Origin of the sequence: Streptomyces melanosporofaciens, from assembly GCF_900105695.1 — a bacterium.
Taxonomy (GTDB): Bacteria; Actinomycetota; Actinomycetes; order Streptomycetales; family Streptomycetaceae; genus Streptomyces; species Streptomyces antimycoticus.
Genome location: NZ_FNST01000002.1, coordinates 2287628 through 2310096, shown reverse-complemented (window position 1 = coordinate 2310096; position 22469 = coordinate 2287628). Strand labels below are relative to the sequence as shown.

Here is a 22469-nt window from a genome sequence, read left to right as displayed (position 1 = left end):
ACACCTGATCCGGACCCATTCACGCATATCCGTTGTCAACGCCGGTCAGGTGCATGCCGGTCAGGTGAAGGATCGAGGATCGCGTCGGCCACCATGGTGCGCGTGAACCGGGACATCGAACCGCGCCTGCTGCGCGCCTTCACCGCCGTCGCCGACGAACTGCACTTCACCCGCGCCGCCGCCCGCCTCTACGTCGCCCAGCAGGCCCTCAGCCGCGATATCCGCCGCCTGGAGCGGGAGTTGGGCGCGGAGCTGTTCGTCCGCACCACCCGCCAGGTCGCCCTCACGGCCGCGGGCGAACGGCTGCTCCCGTACGCCCGGCGGGTGCTCCAGGCCCAGGACGAACTGGCGGCGGCCTTCAGCGGGGCCGAGCACCGCCCGCTGCTGGTGGACGTGGGCGCCCCGGTGAGCACGGGGAGCCAGGTGCTGACGGAGGCACGGCACCGCGTCGGCCCCGAGACCGAGCTGGTGGCCCGCTTCCACAGCGGACTGGCCGGGGCCGCCGCCGAACTCCTCGCCGGCCGCCTCGACGTCTCCTTCGGCCGGGCCCACGGCCTCGACCCCGCCGTGCTCGCCCGGCTGGAACACCGCCTCATCCGCTATGAGCGCATCGCCGTGGTCCTGCGCGAGGACCATCCGCTGGCCGGGCTCGAGGAGATCCCGCTGGCCGCGCTCGCCGGCGAGACCCTGTACGCGGCGGCGGGCAACCCCACCACCACCGAGTGGACCGACCTGGCCGCACAGCTCTTCGCGGGCCGCGGGATCGCGATGGCGGAGCCGTTCCCGGAGATCGAGGGGGACGAGGAGTTCATCCGGGTGGTGACCAAGCGCCGCTGGTCGGTGCTGGCCAGCGAGGTGTTCATCCACCTCCCCGGCACGGTGCTGCGCCCCCTCACCGACCCCGTCCCGCTCTCCCCGGTCTCCCTGCTCTGGCGCCGCGACCTGCACCACCCCGGCCTGGACGCCCTCCACACGGCGGCCCGCGCGCTCGCCACCACGTCCGACTGGCTGGCCCGCCCACCGGGCGCCTGGCTGCCACGCCCGGAGGCGGGCGGGATCAGAGATCTTCGTATGGCGGAATGACGCGTGTGATGACGATGAGCCGCAGGCGTGGCATGGCCAGGAAATACAGCCAGCCCGGGTCGTACTCCCAGCGCCATGCGTCGCTCACGCGTCTCCTCGCTTCAGCCCGGCCTCGGCGAACGCGGCGTCCAGGATCCGGCCGACCTCCGTGGCGGCCTCGCGAGCCTGGACGAGGTCGTCCGTTTCCGCGAACAGCGCTTCCAACTTGCGGAGACGGGCAGCGCGCGCCGGGTGGCGCGCGATCGCCACATTGACCGCCCATTGCCGAGTGAAGCGGCGCAGCGGGGCCGCGCTCACATCGGCGCGGGCCTGCCCCACCGCTTCGGCGCGCTCGGCGTCGAAGGCGGCCAGGGATCCAGGGGCGACCTGCGCCACTGTCGCGCGCAGCGCCTCCGGTGTGCTGGCGGGTTGTGGCAGCACCGGCTCGTGCGGGTGGTCCGGCTGGCTGCTCATGCGATCCTCCGGCGGGGCGGGCGGGCGGTGCACCGCGTACGGTACCGGGCGATACCTCGCGTCGCGTATGGGATGGCCACGACTCCACCGCATGAGGGAGTCCCGGAGTCCCGGAGTCCCGGAGTCCCGGAGTCCCGGAATCCCGGGGCTCGGGGACAGGACCCCGAGGCCCCGGCACCCGAGCCCCCGGAAACCCCCTCACCGCCCCCCGCCCCCGCAGGTGAGTGCAAGGTTTCGTCCGCGTCACCTGCCGCCACAGCCCGGTAATGCGCCGTCCCTACCGTCGGGCAACGACACCGAGAACTGTGGAGGCGTGATGACTGCCCCGACCACCACCGCCGCACGCAAGGGGGGCCGCTGGATCGAGCAGTGGGACCCGGAGGACGAGACGTTCTGGAGGGAGAAGGGGGAGCGGATCGCCACCCGGAATCTGGTCTTCTCCATCCTCTCCGAGCACATCGGGTTCTCCATCTGGAGCCTGTGGTCGGTGATGGTCCTGTTCATGGGGCCGGAGTACGGCGTCGACGCGGCCGGGAAGTTCTTCCTGGTGGCCATGCCCACGCTGGTCGGCGGGATCCTTCGGGTCCCGTACACCTTCGCCGTCGCCCGGTTCGGCGGGCGCAACTGGACGATCATCAGCGCGGCGACGCTGCTCGTGCCCGCGATCACCGCCGCCGCGGTGATGGAGCCCGGGACCTCCTACACCACCTTCATGGTGGTGGCGGCGCTCACCGGTGTCGGTGGCGGCAACTTCGCCTCGTCCATGACCAACATCAACTCCTTCTATCCGCTCCGGAAGAAGGGCTGGGCGCTCGGGCTCAACGCGGGCGGCGGCAACATCGGCGTGCCCGTGATCCAGCTGATCGGGCTGCTGGTCATCGGCACCGCCGGGGCGGCCCATCCGCGGCTCGTGCTCGCCGTCTACCTCCCGCTGATCGTGGTCGCGGCGGCGCTCTCGGCGCTGTTCATGGACAACCTGGCGCCGGTGCGCAACGACTCCGGGGCGGCCAAGGAGGCGGCGCGGGACGCCCACACCTGGATCATGTCGCTGCTCTACATCGGCACCTTCGGCTCGTTCATCGGCTACAGCTTCGCCTTCGGCCTGGTGCTGCAGAACCAGTTCGACCGCACCCCGCTGCAGGCCGCCTCGCTCACCTTCATCGGCCCGCTGCTCGGCTCGCTCATCCGCCCCGTCGGCGGGCGGCTCGCCGACACCCGCGGCGGCGCGAAGATCACCCTGTGGACCTTCGCCGCCATGGCCGCCGCGACCCTCGTGGTCGTCTACGCCTCCGCGCAGAAGTCGCTGCCCGTCTTCCTCGTCGGCTTCATCGCCCTCTTCGCCCTCAGCGGGCTCGGCAACGGCGCCACCTTCAAGATGATCCCCGGCATCTTCCGGGCGAAGGCCCTCGCCCTGGGCCTGAAGGGCGAGGAGGCCGCGTCCTACGGGCGGCGGCTGTCGGGCGCGGCGATGGGGCTGATCGGGGCGGTCGGCGCGCTCGGCGGGCTCGGGATCAACCTCGTCTTCCGCGAGTCGTTCGCAAGCGCCCACTCCGGCACCCCCGCCTTCGTCTCCTTCCTCGGCTTCTACGCCGTGTGCTCCGCGGTCACCTGGGCGGTATACCTCCGCGGCGCCCGCCCGGCCCCGGCGCCGCCCGCCGCCGAGCCGGACACGCATGATCCGCGGCCGGAGCGGCAACCCGCCTACGTGGACGTCTGAGCGGGCCTCTGAGCGGGCCTTTGAGCCGACGTCTGAGCGGGCGTCCTTACGGCTCGGGGCGTACGGTCGGCCGGGGAAGCCCCCGGGCCCCGGCCGTACGCTCCGTTACAGGTGGGAAACCTCCGTGAACCGCCACCGTCACGGGACGGCGACAGGATGCGGAACGGAGGCGCCCATACGCGAGTGAATCGGGAGATCGGGACGAGAGCCATGCACCGAGAACAGACCGGAGCCGCAGCCGCCGCCGAGGCGCCCGTCGGCCCTCTCGCCGGATTCACCGTAGGCGTCACCGCGGCACGGCGCGCGGATGAGCTCGGCGCGCTGCTGCGGCGCCGCGGCGCGGCCGTGCTGCACGCGCCGGCGCTGCGGATCGTGCCGCTGGCCGACGACTCCGAACTCCTGGCCGCCACCAAGCAGTTGATCGACCACGCCCCGCACGTCGTCATCGCCACCACCGCCATCGGCTTCCGCGGCTGGGTTGAGGCCGCCGACGGCTGGGGCCTGGGCGACGCCCTCCTGGACCGGCTGCGCGAGGTGCGGCTGCTGGCCCGCGGGCCCAAGGTGCGCGGGGCGATCCGGGCCGCCGGGCTCACCGAGGAGTGGTCCCCGCCCTCCGAGTCGATGGCCGAGGTGCTCGAGCGGCTGCTGGAGGAGGGCGTCGAGGGACAGCGCATCGCCATCCAGCTGCACGGCGAGCCGCTGCCCGGCTTCATCGAGTCGCTGCGGGCCGGGGGAGCGGAGGTGGTCGGGGTGCCGGTCTACCGCTGGATGCCACCGGAGGACATCGGGCCCGTCGACCGACTGCTGGACGCCACGGTCGCCCGTGCCCTGGACGCCGTCACCTTCACCAGCGCCCCCGCCGCCGCGAGCCTGCTGGACCGGGCCGAACGGCGCGGGATGCGCGAGGAACTCCTGGACGCCCTCCGCCACGACGTGCTGGCGGCCTGCGTCGGCCCCGTCACCGCGCTCCCGCTGGAGGCCCACGACATACCCACCTCCCAGCCCGAACGGTTCCGCCTCGGCCCCCTCGTCCAGCTGCTGACCGCCGAACTCCCGGCCCGGGTCCGCCCGTTGCCGGTCGCCGGGCGACGCCTGGAGATCCGCGGCCACGCGGTGGTCGTCGACGGCGAACTGCGCACCGTGCCACCCGCGGGGATGGCCCTCCTACGCGCCCTGGCCCGCCGCCCCGGCTGGGTCGTGGCCCGCGCGGAACTGCTGCGCTCCCTGCCGGGCGCGGGCCGCGACGAACACGCGGTGGAAACGGCGATGGCCCGCCTGCGTACGGCCCTCGGCTCCCCGAAGCTCATCCAGACCGTGGTCAAGCGGGGGTACAGGCTGGCGTTGGATCCTGCGGCCGAAACGAAGTACGCGGACGCGTAGCGGCCCATCGGGTGCTTGGTGGGGGCGGGTTCCGCTGTGTGCGGGTGCGGGTTCCGCTGTGTGCGGGTGCGTGGTGGTTGCTGGGGTGCGCGGTGGTCCGGGGGTGGGTGGCGGGTGCGGGGCCTCCGGGGCGGTGCCCTGGACCGTATATTTACGGCGCCGTTGGCCGGGGGCGTTGTGTTGGTCGGGGATTGGCGCCACAAATACACGTAAGCGTCCAGGACACCACCCCTGCGGCCCCGCCCCCTCCCGTCTCGTCGGCGGCTCCCCGTCGGTGGCGTGAATCCAGCCTCTCCGGCGTTTGAGGAGCGGGGTCCGGGGCGGAGCCCCGGTGGGGGCGAGGGGGCGGAGCCCCCCCAACGCGGCGGAGCCGCATATTGATGCTGCGGGAAGGGGCGGGGTGGGGGCTTTCCGCCTCAGGCGCCCACGGTCCGCACCCACCCCGTACCCCACAGGCCCACCACCGCGGAGCCCCACGCAAAGCGTTTGCGAGCCGTTCGCCCGCCCCCGCCCCGGAGGGGTTCCGGGGGACAGGCGGGCCGGGCACTCTGAAAGGTGACCGGATCGGGCCTTCCCCAAGGGGTGACAGGAACATGGCGGCGGCGTCGGGCTACGACCTGCGGTTCGACTCGGGACGGATCTGCCTGGACCTGGTGGCCACCGTCGGCGGCCGGCTCAGCGAGGCGCCCGTCGAGCGGCTGGGCGGCGTGGAGCCCCTCAGAGCCTGGCTGCTCGGCGCCGGTCTGGTGCCCGGCGGCACCCCGCTCGACGTCGTGGACCACCGCTGGCTCATCCGCTTCCGGGCGGCCCGCGATCTGCTGCACCGCATCGTCCACACCGAAGTCGAGGGCCACGCCGCCGGTGCCGACCTGGAGCGGATGAACGCGCTGGCCGCTACCGCCCCGCCCGCCCTGCGCGCCGTACGGACCCCTGACGGCACCCTGGTCCGCGCCCTCGCCGGGAAACCCGACTGCGGTGCGCTGCTCTCCCAGATCGCCCGGGACGCGGTGCAGTTGCTCACCGACCCGGTGGCACGGGGGCAGTTGCGGCGCTGCGAGGGGGAGACCTGCTCACTGCTCTACCTCGACACCTCGCGCGGCCGCCGAAGGCGCTGGTGCTCCAGCGAAATCTGCGGAAACCGCGAACGAGTTGCCCGTCACCGCCGTCGGGTGGCCCCAAACGTCACCTGAACCCAAGCATCGGCACACCATGAACCAGTTCCGGACATGACACAGGCCCCGGATGGGGGGACCGGGGCCTGTGGGGCGGATTTGGGGAGGGAGCCCTTCCTGATGGCCGCCACCCGCCCGGTGTCGGCCTACTCGGACTCAAGTACGCATCGCACAGGGGGAGATGTTCAGCCCGGAATTGGGACGTACATCACACGGTGGCCGATGAACGCCGAGCGTTTCCAGCCCGTACCCCCCTCGACCCGGCGGCTTGCGTACGCAAAGATGCCCTCGTGACCGAGAGGACGACACCGGACGACGCGCTCATGCGCGCGCTCTACGCGGAGCACGCGGGCCCGCTTCTCGCCTTCGTCCTGCGCCTGGTCGCGGGCGACCGGCATCGCGCCGAGGACGTGGTCCAGGAAACCCTGCTCCGGGCCTGGCGCAACGCCGATCAACTCCGGCGCTCCGGCGGGTCGGTACGCCCCTGGCTGGTGACCGTGGCCCGCCGCATCGTCATCGACGGCCACCGTCAGCGCCGCGCACGTCCCCATGAAGTGGACGCGGCACCGCTCCATGTGATGCCCGCCGCGGACGACATCGACCGCGCATTGCGCCAGATGACCATTTCCGACGCGTTGAATGACCTCACCGATGCACATAGAGCGGCCCTCGTGGAGACATACTTCAAGGGACGGACGGTGAGTGAGGCGGCCGAAGTGCTGGGCGTTCCCGCCGGGACGGTACGGTCCCGGGTCTTCTACGCGCTGCGCTCCCTGAAGCTCTCGCTCGAGGAACGGGGGGTTACGGCATGATGCCGGCAGCGGACGACCAGCAGCACACCGCGGTCGGCGCCTATGCGCTCGGAGTGCTCGACCCCGCGGACGCGGCGCGCTTCGAGGATCACCTCATCGGGTGCGAGCGGTGCGCCGCCGAGCTCGACGAGCTGATGGGCCTGCCGCCCCTGCTGGCCGAGTACGCCACCGCCGCCGACGGCACCGCGCTCCCGGATCCGTCGGTGGTCACCGCCCGCCCCGGGCCCGAACTGCTCGACCGGCTCCTGGACGACGTCGCGGTCAGCCGCAAGGCATCCGGCAGAAGGCGGCTCTACCTCGTCGCCGCGGCCGCCATCCTCATCGTCGGCGGCCCGCTCGCGGGCGCGGCGCTCACCGCGAGCTCCGACGACGGCGGGAAGACCCAGGCGGTGGCCTCCACCTCCCAGCAGGTGTACGAGCAGGGCAAGAAGTTCAGCGCGGTGGACCCGGTCACCAAGGTGGACGCGTCCGTCTCGCTGCAGCAGAAGGGCTGGGGCACCTCCGTCGCCCTCAAGCTGGGCAACCTCAAGGGGCCGCGCACCTGCGACCTGGTGGCCATCGGCAAGGACGGCCACGAGGAGACCATCACCACCTGGGCCGTGCCCACATCGGGCTACGGCATCACCGACGGGGACGGTTCGCGCTGGAGCAAGGAGCCGCTCTACGCCCAGGGCGGCGCCGCCATGAACACCGCTGACATCGAGCGTTTCGAGGTCCGCACGCTGGACGGCCAGCGCCTGGCCGAGGTCAGGCTCTGAGAATCCCTCTCCCCAGGGGTGTACGGTTGACGGCTGCCCTTAAGAACACAGAAGGGGGCCTGGGTGGCCGCGCAGAACGCCACGCATGACGACCGGACGGCACCGCGGCGGGACGGCGGGGACGGGGTCCGGGACCGCGAGATCCGGATCGAGCAGACGCATCTGGACCGGGTGTACCACCGCCTCGAGGAGAAGATCCACGAGGCGGAGTTCCTCATGGACGACGCCGCCAAACGCGGCCAGGTCGGTACGCCCGGGGCGCTCGCCGAACGGGACGCCCAGGTCTTCCGGGCCGGGGTCCACCTCAACCGGCTGAACAGCGAGTTCGAGGACTTCCTCTTCGGCCGCATCGACTTGCTGCCGGGCAAGGACGGCGAACGCGGCCCCGACGGCGCCTACACCTCCGTCGAGCCCGCCGACGACGCCATCCGCACCGGCCCGGACGGCGACCGCGCGGAGATCGCCGAAACCCTGCACATCGGCCGCATCGGCGTGCTCGACGCCGACTACGCCCCGCTGGTGATCGACTGGCGGGCGCCCGCCGCCGCGCCCTTCTACCGCTCGACTCCGGTCGCCCCCGGCCGCGTCGTCCGCCGCCGGGTGATCCGCAGCAAGGGCCGCCGGGTGCTCGGCGTCGAGGACGACCTGCTGCGCCCGGAGCTCAGCGCGACCCTCGACGGCAGTGCACTGCCGGTGGTCGGCGACGGCGCGCTGATGGCCGCGCTCGGCCAGGCCCGCGGTCACACCATGCGGGACATCGTCGCCTCCATCCAGGCCGAACAGGACCAGGTGATCCGCGCCCCCGCCGCCTCCATCACCGAGGTCGAGGGCGGCCCCGGCACCGGGAAGACGGCGGTCGCGCTGCACCGCGCGGCGTACCTCCTCTACCAGGACCGGCGGCGCTACGCGGGCGGCATCCTCGTGGTCAGCCCCACCCCGCTGCTGGTCGCCTACACCGAGGGCGTGCTGCCCTCACTGGGCGAGGAGGGCCAGGTGGCCATCCGCGCGGTGGGCTCCCTGGTGGAGGGCGCCGAGGCCACCACGTACGACACCCCGGCCGTGGCCCGCGTCAAGGGCTCCTCCCGGATGCTGAAGGTGCTGCGCAAGGCCGCCCGCGGCGCGCTGGAGATGCCGCGGGGAGCCGCCGCCGCATCGGCCTCATCAAACTCTTCGTCGGACACCGCGTCGTGGGACGACGGCCAGCTCACCCTCGACGCGGCGCTCGGCGCCCCCGCCGCGACCCCGTCGAACGACGGCGGCAGACCCGGCTCGGGCTCCGGGACCAGACCCGGCGGCCCGCCCGAGCGGTTGCGCGTGGTCGCCTTCGGCGCCCGGATCGAGCTGGACGCCGATGAGCTGCGCCGCATCCGCCAGAACGTGCTGGGCGGCACCGCACCCGTCAACCTGCTGCGCCCCCGCGCCCGTCGGCTGCTCCTGGACGCGCTGTGGTCCCGTTCCGGCGCGCCCCGGCGCTACACCGACCCCGAGCTGGCCGCCGAGGCGCGCGAGGGCTTCGACGAGGACATCTCCTCCGAGGACGTCTTCCAGGAGTTCCTGGACGCCTGGTGGCCCGAGCTCACCCCCCGCTCCGTCCTCGCCGCCATGGCCGACGAGAAGCGGCTGGGGCGCTGGTCGCGGAGGGTGCTCAACCCGCGCGAGGTCCGTCAGGTGGCCCGGTCGCTGGCCCGGCTCGGCCCGGATGGTCAGGGCCCGCTGTCGGTTCACGACGTGGCGCTGCTGGACGAGCTGAACACCCTCCTGGGCCTCCCCGCCCGCCCCGCCGCCCCGCGCGAGGTGGATCCGCTGGACCAGTTGACCGGTCTGGAGGAGCTGACCACCTACGCCGACCGCGTCGGCCCCCGCCGCAGCCGCGCCGACCGGGCTGAGCAAGAGCGCACCGACTACGCCCACGTCATCGTCGACGAGGCGCAGGACCTCACCCCCATGCAGTGGCGGATGGTCGGACGGCGTGGCCGCCACGCCACCTGGACGGTCGTCGGCGACCCGGCCCAGAGCTCCTGGTCCGACCCGGACGAGGCGGGGCGGGCCCGGGACGAGGCGCTCGGCAGCCGCCCGCGCCGCCGCTTCACCCTCACCGTCAACTACCGCAACCCGTCCGAGATCGCCGAACTGGCCACCAGGGTCCTCACGCTGGCGATGCCCGGCACCCCCGCACCCGAGGCGGTCCGCTCCACGGGCGTGGAGCCGCGGTTCGCACCGGGTCTGGACGGCGACCTCGGCGCGGCCGCGCGCCGGGAGGCGCTCCGGCTGCTGGACGAGGTGGAGGGCACCGTCGGCGTCGTCGTCGCGATGAACCGCCGCGAGCAGGCCCGTCAGTGGCTGACCGGCCTCGGCCACCGGGTGGTGGCGCTGGGCAGCCTGGAGGCGAAGGGGCTGGAGTACGACGCGACGGTCGTGGTCTCGCCCGCGGAGATCGCCGACGAGTCGCCCGCGGGGCTACGGGTGCTGTACGTGGCGCTCACCCGCGCGACCCAGCGGCTGACGGTGGTGTCGGGGGCACGCGATGAGCCGGACCCCCACGGCGTCCCCGACCTGCTGCGGGAGTGAATCTCCCGCCGGGCTCGGCCGGGGGCGCCCAGGCCCCCGGCCGCCGCTGGAAGGCGGCCGAAAGGGGGGGCCAGGTCCGCTCCGAACGGCGGGGGCGAAATCAACCCCCGGGAGGGGAATCCCTTCCCGGACCTGTTTGTTAGCCTTGATGTGGCACCGGCCCGATCCAAGCCCCCGGGCCCAACCTTCGTCGCTTCGAGCGACCACTTGCCGCGAGGCGAGCATGGCGGGTCGGTGCCACCCTTCATCTTTTCTGACCCCTCGTTTTTTCCGTAAGGGGTCCGCGCCGGGCGGTGTCAGCCGCCCAGGATGCGGACCTCTTCGGCTTGCGGGCCCTTGCGGCCCTGCACGATCTGGAACTCGACCCGCTGCTCGTCGACCAGGCTGCGGTAGCCGCTGCCGTCGATCGAGCTGTAGTGGACGAAGACGTCCGGTCCGCCGTCCTCCTGGGCGATGAAGCCGTAGCCCTTCTCGGCGTTGAACCACTTCACGGTGCCCTGAGCCATGCCCGCGCTCCTCTTGTCTCTTCCTCTGACGCTGTAGCGCGCCAGAGCCTAGGACGGTGGATGCGGCGGACGGCCCGCCTCGCCAGGCGTTCCCGCGAAGGAGTGGGGCTTTCCACTCGGCTGACCCCACTCTGCTATGTCAGAACAATATGTCCGAAAGTCGGGCCGGGTTACCCCGTACCGAGAGGTAGGTGCAACTATCTGAGGACGTGGCCCGGCATTCCCGCGGCCCGGACGGCATGAACAAGGGAAAGCAGAGGAAGCAGGCCATGGCAACGGCGCCCAGCGTCTCGTACTCGATGACGGTCCGGCTGGAGGTGCCCGCGAGCGGTACCGCGGTCAGCCAGCTGACCACGGCCGTGGAGTCCTCCGGCGGCTCGGTCACGGGCCTCGATGTGACCGCTTCCGGCCACGAGAAGCTCCGTATCGACGTCACCATCGCCGCCACCTCGACCGCGCACGCCCAGGAAATCGTGGAGAAGCTGCGGGGCATCGAGGGTGTCTCGCTCGGCAAGGTCTCCGACCGTACGTTCCTGATGCACCTCGGCGGCAAGATCGAGATGTCGTCGAAACACCCCATCCGCAACCGTGACGATCTCTCCATGGTCTACACCCCGGGTGTCGCCCGGGTCTGCCAGGCCATCGCGGAGAACCCCGAGGACGCCCGGCGCCTCACCATCAAGCGCAACAGTGTGGCCGTCGTCACCGACGGCTCCGCGGTGCTGGGCCTCGGCAACATCGGCCCCAAGGCCGCCCTGCCGGTCATGGAGGGCAAGGCGGCTCTCTTCAAGCGGTTCGCCGGCATCGACGCCTGGCCGCTCTGCCTGGACACCCAGGACACCGACGAGATCGTCGCGATCGTGAAGGCGATCGCCCCCGGCTTCGCGGGGATCAACCTGGAGGACATCTCCGCTCCCCGCTGCTTCGAGATCGAGGCGCGGCTGCGCGAGTCCGTGGACATCCCGGTCTTCCACGACGACCAGCACGGCACCGCGATCGTGGTGCTGGCCGCTCTCACCAACGCGCTGCGGGTGGTCGACAAGAAGATCGACGATGTGAGGGTCGTCATGTCCGGCGCGGGCGCCGCCGGCACCGCGATCCTGCGGCTGCTGATCGCCGCGGGCGTGCGCCACGCGGTGGTCGCCGACATCCACGGTGTGGTGCACGCCGGGCGCGAGGACCTGGTCTCCGCCGACCCGGAGTCCCCGCTGCGCTGGATCGCCGACAACACCAACCCGGAGGGCGTCACGGGCACCCTGCGCGAGGCCGTGCGGGGCTCTGACGTCTTCATCGGCGTCTCGGCCCCGAACGTGCTCTCCGGCGACGACGTGGCCGCCATGGCGGACGGCGCGATCGTCTTCGCGCTGGCCAACCCCGACCCCGAGGTGGACCCGGCGGTCGCCCGCCAGACCGCCGCGGTGGTGGCCACCGGACGCTCGGACTTCCCGAACCAGATCAACAACGTGCTGGTGTTCCCGGGCGTTTTCCGTGGTTTGCTGGACGCGCAGTCGCGTACGGTGAACACCGAGATGATGCTGGCCGCTGCCGGCGCGCTCGCGGACGTCGTCCACGACGACGAACTGAATGCCAACTACATCATTCCGAGCGTCTTCAACGACAAGGTCGCGGGGGCGGTCGCCGGAGCCGTACGGGACGCGGCGCGCCCTGTGACCGGTACCACTGCGGTCTAGGCCCGGCACGGCGCGTCGCGCGCTGTGGGGTCCCGAAGGCAGCCATAGGGTGGCGGGCAGGAAAACGACCGCCACGGCGCTTTTCGTGTGACTCTCGAGGGCTCCGGATTGGCTTTCCCGCCACAGGTGCGGGCAGGATGCGTTCCGGGCGCGAGGGTCTGAACAGCAGACCCGGGTCCGGGGACTGTCCGAGGGCCCTGGCAGCATCGGCTTCGATCTCACGCCTCATTGGCAAGATGAACACGGGAGTACAACATGAACCGCAGTGAGCTGGTGGCCGCTCTGTCCGAGCGCGCCGAGGTGACCCGAAAGGACGCCGACGCCGTGCTGGCCGCCCTCGCCGAGGTGACCGGTGAGGTCGTCGCGAAGGGCGACGAGAAGGTCACCATCCCCGGCTTCCTGACCTTCGAGCGCACCCACCGTGCCGCTCGCACCGCGCGCAACCCGCAGACCGGTGAGCCGATCGAGATCCCGGCCGGCTACAGCGTGAAGGTCTCCGCGGGCTCCAAGCTCAAGGAAGCCGCCAAGGGCAAGTAAGCCCTCGCGAACGAAAGGGGCGGTCACCCGAGGGTGACCGCCCCTTTTGGCGCTCCTACGGGCCCTGAGCCCCGTCTGTCGAGGCTGAGAGCCGTCTACGAGGCTCAGAGGCAGGCCCGTCTACGGGGCGTAGCGCAGCCCGCCCCGGGTGTCGGGGCGGGCTGTGGTGTTCGGGGTCGGGCTGCCGGGCCGGGGGAGGGGGTTATGCGGGGGCGGTGCCGCCCGGGAGCTCCACCTTCGCGCCGAGCTTGACCAACTTCTCCATGCTGTATTCCTCCGGGGGGTAACCCCCGGACCCCCAGCCGGGGGGTGTCGTTGTGGCTTGGGGTGTGGGGATGGGGCAGCCCGCCCCGGGTGTCGGGGCGGGCTGTGGTGTTCGGGGCCCGGGCTGCCGGGCCGGGGGAGGGGGTTATGCGGGGGCGGTGCCGCCCGGGAGCTCCACCTTCGCGCCGAGCTTGACCAACTTCTCCATGAAGTTCTCGTAGCCGCGGTTGATCAGGTCGATGCCGTGGACCCGCGAGGTGCCCTGGGCCGCCAGGGCCGCGATCAGGTAGGAGAAGCCGCCGCGGAGGTCGGGGATGATCAGGTCGGCGCCCTGGAGCTTGGTGGGGCCGGAGACGACCGCGGAGTGCAGGAAATTGCGCTGGCCGAAGCGGCACGCGGAGCCGCCCAGGCATTCGCGGTAGAGCTGGATGTGGGCGCCCATCTGGTTGAGCGCCGAGGTGAAGCCCAGCCGCGACTCGTAGACCGTCTCGTGGACGATGGACAGGCCCGACGCCTGGGTCAGGGCCACCACCAGCGGCTGCTGCCAGTCGGTCTGGAAGCCGGGGTGGACGTCGGTCTCCAGGGCGATCGCGTTGAGCTTGCCGCCCGGGTGCCAGAACCGTATGCCCTCGTCGCCGATGTCGAAGGCGCCGCCCACCTTGCGGTAGGTGTTCAGGAAGGTCATCATCTCGCGCTGCCGGGCGCCGCGCACATAGATGCTGCCCTCGGTCGCCAGCGCCGCGCTCGCCCAGGAGGCGGCCTCCAGGCGGTCCGGGAGGGCGCGGTGGTTGTAGCCGCCGAGCTTGTCGACACCGGTGATCCGGATCGTGCGGTCGGTGTCCATGGAGATGATGGCGCCCATCTTCTGCAGCACGCAGATGAGGTCCTCGATCTCCGGCTCGACCGCCGCGTTGGAGAGTTCCGTCACACCCTCGGCGAGCACCGCCGTCAGCAGCACCTGCTCGGTGGAGCCCACCGAGGGGTACGGCAGCCGGATCTTGGTGCCGCGCAGCCGGTGCGGGGCCTCCAGGTACTGCCCGTCCGCCCGCTTCTCGATCGTCGCGCCGAACTGGCGCAGCACGTCGAAGTGGAAGTCGATCGGCCGGCCGCCGATGTCACAGCCGCCCAGGCCCGGGATGAAGGCGTGGCCGAGGCGGTGCAGCAGCGGGCCGCAGAAGAGGATCGGGATCCGCGAGGAACCGGCGTGCGCGTCGATGTCGGCGACATTGGCGCTCTCCACATGCGTGGGGTCGAGCACCAGCTCACCGGACTCGTCACCGGGGCGCACCGTCACGCCGTGGAGCTGCAGCAGCCCGCGCACCACCCGCACATCGCGGATGTCGGGGACGTTGCGCAGCCTGCTGGGCCCACTGCCGAGCAGGGCGGCCACCATGGCCTTCGGCACGAGGTTCTTCGCGCCGCGGACACGGATCTCGCCTTCGAGCGGGGTGCCGCCGTGGACGAGCAGGACATCGTTCGAGCGGGTCATCGGGTCTCGCGTTCCTGAGACGGGCAGGGCCAAAAGGCACAGGGGCCAAAGGGCAAGAGTAATGGCCCTGGAGACCGCCTCCGTAAGACTCTTGCGCGCATTGAGTGCTCCGGTGTGGGCGGCAACACGTTCCGTCCCCCTCGAAGAGCCCACAGTCACGTGCGCCGCATCTGCTGTCTTGCGCCCCGACCTGCTCTCATACGGGACTCGTCTTCCACTCCCCCTCCGGCCCGGATATGGGGGATCATGTGGCCATGACCGAGGTGTCCTCGCTCACAGGACGGCTGCTTGTCGCGACACCGGCGCTTGCTGACCCGAACTTCGACCGCGCGGTGGTGCTCCTCCTCGATCACGACGAGGAGGGCTCGCTCGGTGTGGTCCTGAACCGCCCGACCCCGGTGGGGGTGGGCGACATCCTGGAGTCGTGGGCCGAGCTGGCCGGGGAGCCGGGGGTGGTCTTCCAGGGCGGTCCGGTCTCGCTGGACTCCGCGCTGGGCGTGGCCGTCGTCCCGGGCGAATCGGGCCGGTCCCCGGCGCGCACCGAGGACGGGCCACTCGGCTGGCGCAGAGTGCACGGGGCGATCGGGCTGGTCGACCTGGAGGCGCCGCCGGAGCTGCTGGCGGCCGCCGTGGGGTCCTTGCGCATCTTCGCGGGCTACGCGGGCTGGGGGCCCGGTCAGCTGGAGGACGAGCTCGCCGAGGGCGCGTGGTACGTGGTGGAGTCCGAACCGGGCGATGTGTCCTCGCCCGCCCCCGAGCGGCTGTGGCGGGCGGTGCTGCGCCGCCAGCGCAGCGAGCTGGCCATGGTCGCCACGTATCCGGACGACCCTTCTCTCAACTAGGCATGAGTACCCTAGGGCTGTATGAGCACTCTTGAGCCCGAGCGCGGGGCAGGCACGGGGACCCTCGTTGAGCCGACACCTCAGGTGTCGCACGGTGACGGCGACCACGAGCGCTATGCCCACTATGTACAGAAAGACAAGATCATGGAGAGCGCCCTCTCCGGATCTCCCGTCGTCGCACTCTGCGGCAAGGTCTGGGTCCCGGGTCGTGACCCGAAGAAGTACCCGGTGTGTCCCATGTGCAAGGAGATCTTCGAGGGCATGGGCGCCGGCGGGGACAAGGGCAAGGACGGCGGCGACGGCAAGAAGTAGCCGGTCCGCCGGTCCCAGGCGCTGACGGAAAGCCTCGCGCGACAGACGGCTCGCCCGGCCCGCGGCCCCACTCGGGGGTCGCGGGCCGGGCATGCCGTGTTTGTGCGCCCTGCCGTGCGCCGGATGACCCCAGTAGGGTCGGCCCATGAGCGGGCGTACGGAGAACGGGGCGGCGCGGGCCGCCTATCTGGTGTTCGGGGCGCGTGAGGTCGACGAGCCCGATGCGGAAGGCGCCGGCGCCTACTGCCAGTTCGAGAAGGACTGGGACGCCCAGTTGGAACAGTGCGGGCGGCTGGCCGCCGAGCGGGGCTACCGGCCCGCCGGAAGCTGTGTGATGTCGGTCGCGCAGCCGGCCCTTCCCAGACTTCTGGAGTGGGCGGCCGACCCGGGTTGTGACGTGGTGCTGGTGGCCAGCGACCGCGTTCTCGAGCGGATCCGGAAGACCTGGCCCGACTGGGACCGGGTGATCGCGCGCCTGGAGGAAGCGGGTGCGCGGGTGGAGGCCGTGCCGTATGTTGAACCCGCCTATCCGGGCGAGGAGTTGCCGCGTCGCTAGCGCGAAGTTCGTTGTGCGGCACAGCGGTTCGGGCTCATTTGGTCACGGAGTGGTTCAGACCTCTTGTGGGGTCGCTCAAGGTTCCCTAGCCTCACGCATATTGTGCTGAGCGAAACATGCGTTGCATATGTTGCAACGCCAAATGTTTAAGGGTCCTCATGAAGTCGTCCCATCTCTCCGCGTTCTCCCGGCTCTCCTCCCGCGTCACCGTGCCCGTGGCGGCACTGACCCTGGCGGGGCTGGCCGCGACCGGATGCGCTCCCTCCACCTCCGACAACAGCTCCAAGGAGGATGAGAAGAGCGGCAAGTTGCGTGTCTGGCTCTTCCAGGAGGTCAACAACGCGCCCAAGAAGAAGGTGATCGACGAGGCGGTCGCCGGCTTCGAGAAGGAGCACGACGGGACCGAGGTCGAGGTGACCTACATCCCGATCGACACCCGGGCGCAGAAGATCAAGGCGGCCTTCAACGACCCCAAGAGCGCTCCCGATGTCATCGAGTACGGCAACACCGACACCGCCGGCTACGTCAAGGACGGCGGACTGCTCGACATCAGCAAGGAGTTCGGTGCCTGGGGCGACTCGACGAACATCGACCCCACCGCGAAGTACTCGCTGACCATCGGCGGCAAGGTCTACGGCGCTCCGCTCTTCGTCGGCGTCCGGGCGCTGTACTACCGGACGGACGTCTTCAAGGACCTCGACCTGGAGCCGCCCACCACCCAGGACGAACTGATTGCGACCGCGAAGAGGATCCACTCGGAGCGGTCGGATCTGTACGGTCTCGCGGTCGGCGGCGCCTACACCTACGGCGCGATGCCCTTCATCTGGGCCAACGGCGGCGATCTCGCCAGCGAGAAGGGCAAGTTCGGCTCGAACGAGTACGAGGCGGCCATCGACAGCGCCGACGCCCAGAAGGGCGTCAAGGCGTACACCTCGCTCTTCGGCAACGACAACTGCCCGGCCGCCAAGTGCGCCCAGTGGGGCGGCAACGACACCATCGAGGCGTTCGCCTCCGGCAAGGCGGGCATGGCGATCGGCGGCGACTTCAGCCGACAGGCCATCGAGGCGGGCAAGGTCAAGGGCAAGTACAAGGTCGTGCCGCTGCCGGGCGTGAAGAAGGGCGATATCGCCCCGGCCTTCGCGGGCGGGAACAACGTCGGAGTGCTCAAGAGCACCACCCACCGCACCCTCGCCGTGGACCTGCTGCAGACGCTCACCGGGAAGCAGACCCAGCGCAAGCTCTACGACGCCATGGGCTTCCTGCCGACCTTCACCGATGTGCGTGGCGACGTGGCGCAGAAGGACCCCTTCGTGAAGCCCTTCGTGAAGACCCTCAACGACAGCGCCAAGTTCGTGCCCGCCTCGCCCGGCTGGGCGGCCATCGACGCGCAGCTCGTCCTGCCCACCATGTTCCAGGAGATCGTCAGCGGCCGTAAGAACGTGGAGACCGCCACCAAGGACGCCGCGAAGAAGATGGACGAGGCATTCCAGCAGTGAGTTCCGGCACCGCACAGCACGCCCGGCGCGCCCCCGCCAAGGGCCGCCGGTCCCGGCCGGGCCCCGTCGTCCCGGCCGGGGGCCGAGCCAGGAAGGGCTCCCGGCGGGGAGGCTGGACGCCCTGGCTCTATCTCGCCCCGGCGCTCGTCGTCCTGGGCGGGCTGCTCGTCTACCCGATCTACCAGCTCGGCCTGATCTCCTTCCTGGAGTACACCCAGGCGCAGGTCAGCGGCGGTGAACCGACCACCTTCCAGGGATTCGCCAACTACGCCGAGCTGTTCGGCGACAGCGAGTTCTGGAACGTGGTCGTGGCCACGCTGCTCTTCGCCGCCGTCTGCGTGATCTCCACCCTCGCGGTCGGCTGCGCGCTCGCGGTGCTGCTGACGCGCGTACGGGCCATTCCACGGCTGGCGCTGATGCTGGCCGCGCTCGGCGCCTGGGCCACCCCGGCGGTCACCGGCTCGACGGTCTGGGTCTTCCTCTTCGACGCCGACTTCGGGCCGGTGAACAAGATCCTGGTGTGGTTCGGGCTCTCCGGGTTCGAGAACTACTCCTGGACCTACGACCGCTACAGCGCCTTCGCGCTGGTGCTGTTCGAGGTCGTGTGGTGCTCGTTCCCGTTCGTGATGGTCACCGTCTACGCGGGCATCAAGGCCATCCCCACCGAGGTGCTGGAGGCCGCCGCCCTCGACGGCGCGTCCACCTGGCGGATCTGGCGCACCATCATGGCGCCGATGCTGCGGCCGATCCTCGTCGTGGTGACCATCCAGTCGATCATCTGGGACTTCAAGGTCTTCACCCAGATCTACGTCATGACGGACGGCGGCGGGATCGCGCGCCAGAACATGGTGCTCAACGTGTACGCGTACCAGAAGGCGTTCGCGTCCTCGCAGTACAGCCTGGGCTCGGCGATCGGCGTGGTGATGCTGCTGATCCTGCTGGTCGTGACGCTGGTGTATCTGCGGCTGCTGCGACGCCAGGGAGAAGAACTGTGAGCCACTCGCGCGTCTCGCTGCGCATCCGCCGCCCCTGGCGCTTCGCCGCCGAGGCCACCGCCCTGATCGTGGCGGCCGTGGTCGCCTTCCCGCTGTACTGGATGGTGCTCTCGGCCTTCAAGCCCGAGGGGGAGATCCAGTCCACCGAGCCCCGGCCGTGGACCACGGCCCCGTCGCTGGACTCCTTCCGGCGCGTCTTCCAGCAGGAGGACTTCGGGCGCTACTTCCTCAACAGCCTCTTCGTGGCCGCCGTGGTGGTGATCGCCTCGGCGCTGATCGCCTTCCTCGCGGCGACGGCGGTCGCCCGCTTCCGGTTCCGCTTCCGCACCACGCTGCTGATCATGTTCCTGGTCGCGCAGATGGTGCCGATCGAGGCGCTGACCATTCCGCTGTTCTTCCTGATGCGCGATCTGGGGGAGTCGGTGCCGGGGATCGGCCTCAACACCCTGGGCTCGCTGATCCTGCCGCATATCGCCTTCTCGCTGCCGTTCGCCATCTGGATGCTGCGCGGCTTCGTCAAGGCGGTGCCGGAGGCGCTGGAGGAGGCGGCCTATCTCGACGGGGCCAGCCGCTCCCGCTTCCTGTGGCAGATCCTCTTTCCGCTCGTCTTCCCCGGCCTGGTCGCGACGAGCGTCTTCTCCTTCATCTCCACCTGGAACGACTTCCTGTTCGCCAAGTCGTTCATCATCAGCGCGACCGAGAACTCCACCCTTCCGATGGCGCTGCTGGTCTTCTTCAAGGCCGAGGGGAACGACTGGGGAGGCATCATGGCGGCGTCCACCGTCATGACCATCCCTGTGCTGATCTTCTTCGTCCTCGTACAGCGCCGGCTGGTCTCGGGTCTCGGCGGCGCCGTGAAGGACTGACGAAGAGACCGACGAACGGGCCGACAAGGGCCGGCAACGCGCCGACCAGCCCCGACAGCTCGACAAGGGCCGATGAGGGAGCAGATGACACACGACGCCGCGGGGCTGATCCCCGCGCCCCGCCATGACCAGAGCCGTACGGGCCGCGCGGGCGCGCGGATCCACCCGCGGCACACCGCCCTGGCCGCCGGCCCCGGCACCGAGGGCGTGGCGCGCCTGCTGCGCACCACCCTCGGCCAGGCGCTCGGCCTGTCCCTGCCGGACGGCGAACCCGGCGGCCCCGACACCGTCACGCTGCGGATCGACGCCGCACTGGAGCCCGAGGGCTACCGGCTCACCGTTGCCGACGGCCGGGTGGAGATCGCGGGCGGCACGGCCGCGGGCGTCCACTGGGGCACCCAGACGCTCCGTCAGCTGCTGGGCCCCGACGCCTTCCGCCGCGCCCCGCTCAGGGGCGCGGAGGCCGCCTGGGAGCTGACGGAGCGGAGGGTCGAGGACGCGCCGCGGTTCGCCTGGCGCGGGCTGATGCTGGATGTGGCCCGCCATTTCATGCCCAAGGACGGCGTCCTCGCCTATCTCGACCTGCTCGCCGCCCACAAGCTCAATGTCTTCCACTTCCATCTCACCGACGACCAGGGCTGGCGCGTCGAGATCCGCCGCCATCCGAAGCTGACCGAGACGGGCGCCTGGCGTGAGCGAACCAAGCTCGGCCACCGGGCCTCCCCGCTGTGGGACGAGCGCCCGCACGGCGGTTACTACACCCAGGACGACATCCGCGAGATCGTCGCCTACGCGGCCGAGCGGCATATCACCGTCGTGCCGGAGATCGACATTCCCGGGCATTCGCAGGCCGCCATCGCCGCGTACCCGGAACTGGGCAACACCGATGTCATCGACACCGCCTCCCTCGGAGTCTGGACCACCTGGGGCGTCAACCCGAACGTACTCGCCCCCACCGACAACACGCTGCGTTTCTTCGAGCAGGTGCTGGAGGAGGTGCTGGAGCTGTTCCCCGGTACCTTCGTCCACATCGGCGGCGACGAGTGCCCCAAGGACCAGTGGAAGGCGTCCCCGGCCGCCCAGGAGCGCATCCGCGCGCAGGGCCTCGCCGACGAGGACGAGCTGCAGAGCTGGTTCATCCGCCACTTCGGCCACTGGCTCGCCGAGCGCGGGCGCCGGCTGATCGGCTGGGACGAGATCCTCGAGGGCGGCGCGGCCGACGCCCCGCTGCCCGAGGGCGCCGCGGTCTCCTCCTGGCGCGGCTACGCGGGCGGGATCGCCGCCGCGCGGGCCGGCCACGACGTCGTCATGTGCCCCGAGCAGCAGGTGTACTTCGACCACCGGCAGGCTCCGGGCGAGGACGAGCCGGTCCCGATCGGCTACGTCCGCACCCTGGAGGATGTCTATCGCTTCGAACCGGTTCCACCGGAGCTCACCGGAGCCGACGCGGACCGGGTGCTGGGCGCCCAGGCCAATCTCTGGACCGAGGTGATGGAGGACCGCCGACGGGTCGACTACCAGGCCTTTCCCCGGCTCGCCGCCTTCGCAGAGGTCGTCTGGTCGGCGCTGCCGCCGTCGTCCGAACGGGACTTCGGGGCGTTCCAGGGGCGCATGGAGGCACATTACGCGCGTTTGGACGCGCTCGGCGTGAGCTACCGCCCGCCCGCCGGTCCGCTTCCCTGGCAGCGGCGCCCCGGCCTGCTCGGACGCCCGCGCGAGGGAGCGCCCCCGATCGTGTGAGCCGCCCCGGCCGCGGCCGGAGGCACCCCCGGCCGCGGCCGGGTCGACCGGGCCCTGAAACGGTGCCCGCCGACGCTCCGCCGCCCCGGGGAGCGTAGCCCCTCCGGCGCAAGACCAAATCGCACAAGGGTCCCTGAAACGTGGCAATCCACTCCCGGCGGGGGCCTTGCCCCAAACCCGTACCATCCCCCAGGTCAGGGACGGATCCACGGATCACGGACCCCCGCGACGGCGGGCTCGCAAGATGTGCCAGAGTTGCCACGTCCGGGCTGTCAGCACGTACCGTACGGCGCAACAGCCGGGACACCGGGGAAGGGGCAGCTGGGTTGACCACGCACGCACCGCAGGCGGCGCACACGGTGACGTTGCCGGGCACGCTCGACGAGGCCGTGGCGGCACTGGCCGCCATGCCCGCCGCCGTGCCCGTGGCGGGCGGTACCGATCTGATGGCCGCGGTCAACTCCGGCCTGCTGCGGCCCGCCGCGCTCGTCGGCCTCGGCCGGATCAGCGAAATCCGAGGCTGGCGCTATCTGGACGGGCACGCCCTCCTCGGCGCCGGACTCACCCACGCCCGGATGGGCCGCCCCGACTTCGCCGCGCTGATCCCGGCGCTGGCCGCGGCCGCACGGGCCGCCGGACCACCGCAGATCCGCAACGCCGGCACCCTCGGCGGCAACATCGTCACCGCCGCCCCCACCGGCGACGCGTTGCCGGTGCTCGCCGCTCTGGAGGCCACGGTCATCATCGCCGGGCCCGAGGGGTCCCGCCGCGAGATCCCGGTCAGCCATCTGCTCGCCGGGGTCGATCTGCTGAACCCCGGTGAACTCGTCGGATTCGTCCGGGTTCCGCTGCTGCACGCCCCACAGACCTTCATCAAGGCCACCGGGCGCACCGGACCCGGCCGGGCCACCGCCTCGGTCGCCCTCGTTCTCGACCCGGCGCGGCGCGGGGTGCGCTGTGCGGTCGGGGCGGTCGCGCCGATGCCGCTGCGCCCCCTGGACGCCGAGCGCTGGGTCGCCTCGCTCATCGACTGGGACGGCGACCGCGGCCATCTCGATCCGCAGGTCACCACCGCCTTCGGCGAGTACGTCGCCGCCGCGTGCATCCCCGATCCGCTGCCCCCGCAGGACGGAAGCGAGCCGGTCCCCCTGCCACCTGCCGCGATCCACCTGAGGCGTACCGTGGCGGCCCTGGCCCGCCGAGCTCTGGGGAGGGCACTCGCGTGAGTGATG

At 71.3% G+C, this 22469-nt stretch carries 20 protein-coding genes; 17 read left to right on the top strand and 3 right to left on the bottom strand.

The window, feature by feature from the left end; all coding sequences use genetic code 11:
* Positions 1–93: 93 nt before the first annotated feature.
* Complete coding sequence (locus BLV72_RS12460; protein ID WP_208905617.1) at positions 94–1083, top strand: LysR family transcriptional regulator; 990 nt, start codon at positions 94–96, stop codon at positions 1081–1083.
* 84 nt (positions 1084–1167) lie between these two features.
* Here the strand turns inward: BLV72_RS12460 and BLV72_RS12455 are convergent, their stop codons facing one another.
* On the bottom strand, positions 1168–1536 hold the full coding sequence (locus BLV72_RS12455) for a hypothetical protein (protein WP_093462234.1): 369 nt from the start codon (positions 1534–1536) through the stop codon (positions 1168–1170).
* 316 nt (positions 1537–1852) lie between these two features.
* On the opposite strand from BLV72_RS12455, the gene BLV72_RS12450 reads away from it, so the two are divergent.
* From BLV72_RS12450 to BLV72_RS12425, 6 genes are all read left to right on the top strand, one after another.
* The gene (locus BLV72_RS12450) at positions 1853–3253 is read left to right on the top strand and encodes a nitrate/nitrite transporter (protein WP_093462232.1); all 1401 of its coding nucleotides are present in this window, start codon (positions 1853–1855) and stop codon (positions 3251–3253) included.
* A 210-nt stretch (positions 3254–3463) separates the two neighbouring features.
* On the top strand, positions 3464–4633 hold the full coding sequence (locus BLV72_RS12445) for a uroporphyrinogen-III synthase (protein ID WP_093462231.1): 1170 nt from the start codon (positions 3464–3466) through the stop codon (positions 4631–4633).
* A 593-nt stretch (positions 4634–5226) separates the two neighbouring features.
* Complete coding sequence (locus BLV72_RS12440; RefSeq protein ID WP_093462229.1) at positions 5227–5823, top strand: CGNR zinc finger domain-containing protein; 597 nt, start codon at positions 5227–5229, stop codon at positions 5821–5823.
* 272 nt (positions 5824–6095) lie between these two features.
* Positions 6096–6617: a sigma-70 family RNA polymerase sigma factor gene (locus BLV72_RS12435; protein ID WP_020870913.1), complete on the top strand. Its 522-nt coding sequence runs from the start codon at positions 6096–6098 to the stop codon at positions 6615–6617.
* Positions 6614–7375 carry an anti-sigma factor family protein gene (locus BLV72_RS12430; RefSeq protein ID WP_093462226.1) on the top strand — a complete coding sequence of 254 codons (762 nt, stop codon included), beginning with the start codon at positions 6614–6616 and terminating at the stop codon, positions 7373–7375. Before BLV72_RS12435 ends, BLV72_RS12430 begins: the two co-directional genes overlap by 4 nt.
* A 63-nt stretch (positions 7376–7438) precedes the next feature.
* Positions 7439–9943: a HelD family protein gene (locus BLV72_RS12425; RefSeq protein WP_425288369.1), complete on the top strand. Its 2505-nt coding sequence runs from the start codon at positions 7439–7441 to the stop codon at positions 9941–9943.
* 296 nt (positions 9944–10239) lie between these two features.
* On the opposite strand, the gene BLV72_RS12420 is transcribed toward BLV72_RS12425, so the two are convergent.
* The gene (locus tag BLV72_RS12420) at positions 10240–10449 is read right to left on the bottom strand and encodes a cold-shock protein (RefSeq protein ID WP_014061093.1); all 210 of its coding nucleotides are present in this window, start codon (positions 10447–10449) and stop codon (positions 10240–10242) included.
* 269 nt (positions 10450–10718) lie between these two features.
* On the opposite strand from BLV72_RS12420, the gene BLV72_RS12415 reads away from it, so the two are divergent.
* Entirely contained in the window at positions 10719–12140 is a 1422-nt protein-coding gene (locus BLV72_RS12415) for an NAD-dependent malic enzyme (protein ID WP_093462223.1), read from the top strand.
* 255 nt (positions 12141–12395) lie between these two features.
* A complete protein-coding gene (locus tag BLV72_RS12410) occupies positions 12396–12677 on the top strand; it encodes an HU family DNA-binding protein (protein WP_009717479.1) in 282 nt (93 codons plus the stop codon).
* 409 nt (positions 12678–13086) lie between these two features.
* Here the strand turns inward: BLV72_RS12410 and murA are convergent, their stop codons facing one another.
* The gene (murA, locus tag BLV72_RS12405) at positions 13087–14430 is read right to left on the bottom strand and encodes a UDP-N-acetylglucosamine 1-carboxyvinyltransferase (RefSeq protein WP_093462222.1); all 1344 of its coding nucleotides are present in this window, start codon (positions 14428–14430) and stop codon (positions 13087–13089) included.
* A gap of 254 nt (positions 14431–14684) precedes the next feature.
* Here murA and BLV72_RS12400 point away from each other — a divergent pair, with 254 nt between their 5' ends.
* The 8 genes from BLV72_RS12400 (at position 14685) to BLV72_RS12365 (ending at position 22463) form a co-directional block, all read left to right on the top strand.
* Complete coding sequence (locus BLV72_RS12400; RefSeq protein ID WP_059144558.1) at positions 14685–15272, top strand: YqgE/AlgH family protein; 588 nt, start codon at positions 14685–14687, stop codon at positions 15270–15272.
* A gap of 21 nt (positions 15273–15293) precedes the next feature.
* Positions 15294–15584, top strand: coding sequence for a DUF3039 domain-containing protein (locus BLV72_RS12395; protein WP_079059403.1), 291 nt, complete (start codon positions 15294–15296; stop codon positions 15582–15584).
* Between the two features lie 145 nt (positions 15585–15729).
* Positions 15730–16140 (top strand): recombinase family protein, encoded by a 411-nt coding sequence (locus tag BLV72_RS12390; protein WP_093462220.1) that lies wholly within the window; start codon positions 15730–15732, stop codon positions 16138–16140.
* A gap of 158 nt (positions 16141–16298) precedes the next feature.
* Positions 16299–17636 (top strand): extracellular solute-binding protein, encoded by a 1338-nt coding sequence (locus BLV72_RS12385; protein WP_093462219.1) that lies wholly within the window; start codon positions 16299–16301, stop codon positions 17634–17636.
* A complete protein-coding gene (locus BLV72_RS12380; RefSeq protein WP_059144507.1) occupies positions 17633–18631 on the top strand; it encodes a carbohydrate ABC transporter permease in 999 nt (332 codons plus the stop codon). The genes BLV72_RS12385 and BLV72_RS12380 overlap by 4 nt, the downstream gene beginning before the upstream one ends.
* Positions 18628–19497, top strand: a complete 870-nt coding sequence (locus tag BLV72_RS12375) for a carbohydrate ABC transporter permease (protein ID WP_093462217.1) — start codon at positions 18628–18630, stop codon at positions 19495–19497. Before BLV72_RS12380 ends, BLV72_RS12375 begins: the two co-directional genes overlap by 4 nt.
* 84 nt (positions 19498–19581) lie before the next feature.
* Positions 19582–21237 (top strand): beta-N-acetylhexosaminidase, encoded by a 1656-nt coding sequence (locus BLV72_RS12370; protein ID WP_093462216.1) that lies wholly within the window; start codon positions 19582–19584, stop codon positions 21235–21237.
* A 326-nt stretch (positions 21238–21563) separates the two neighbouring features.
* Entirely contained in the window at positions 21564–22463 is a 900-nt protein-coding gene (locus BLV72_RS12365; RefSeq protein ID WP_043237255.1) for an FAD binding domain-containing protein, read from the top strand.
* Positions 22464–22469: the final 6 nt, after the last annotated feature.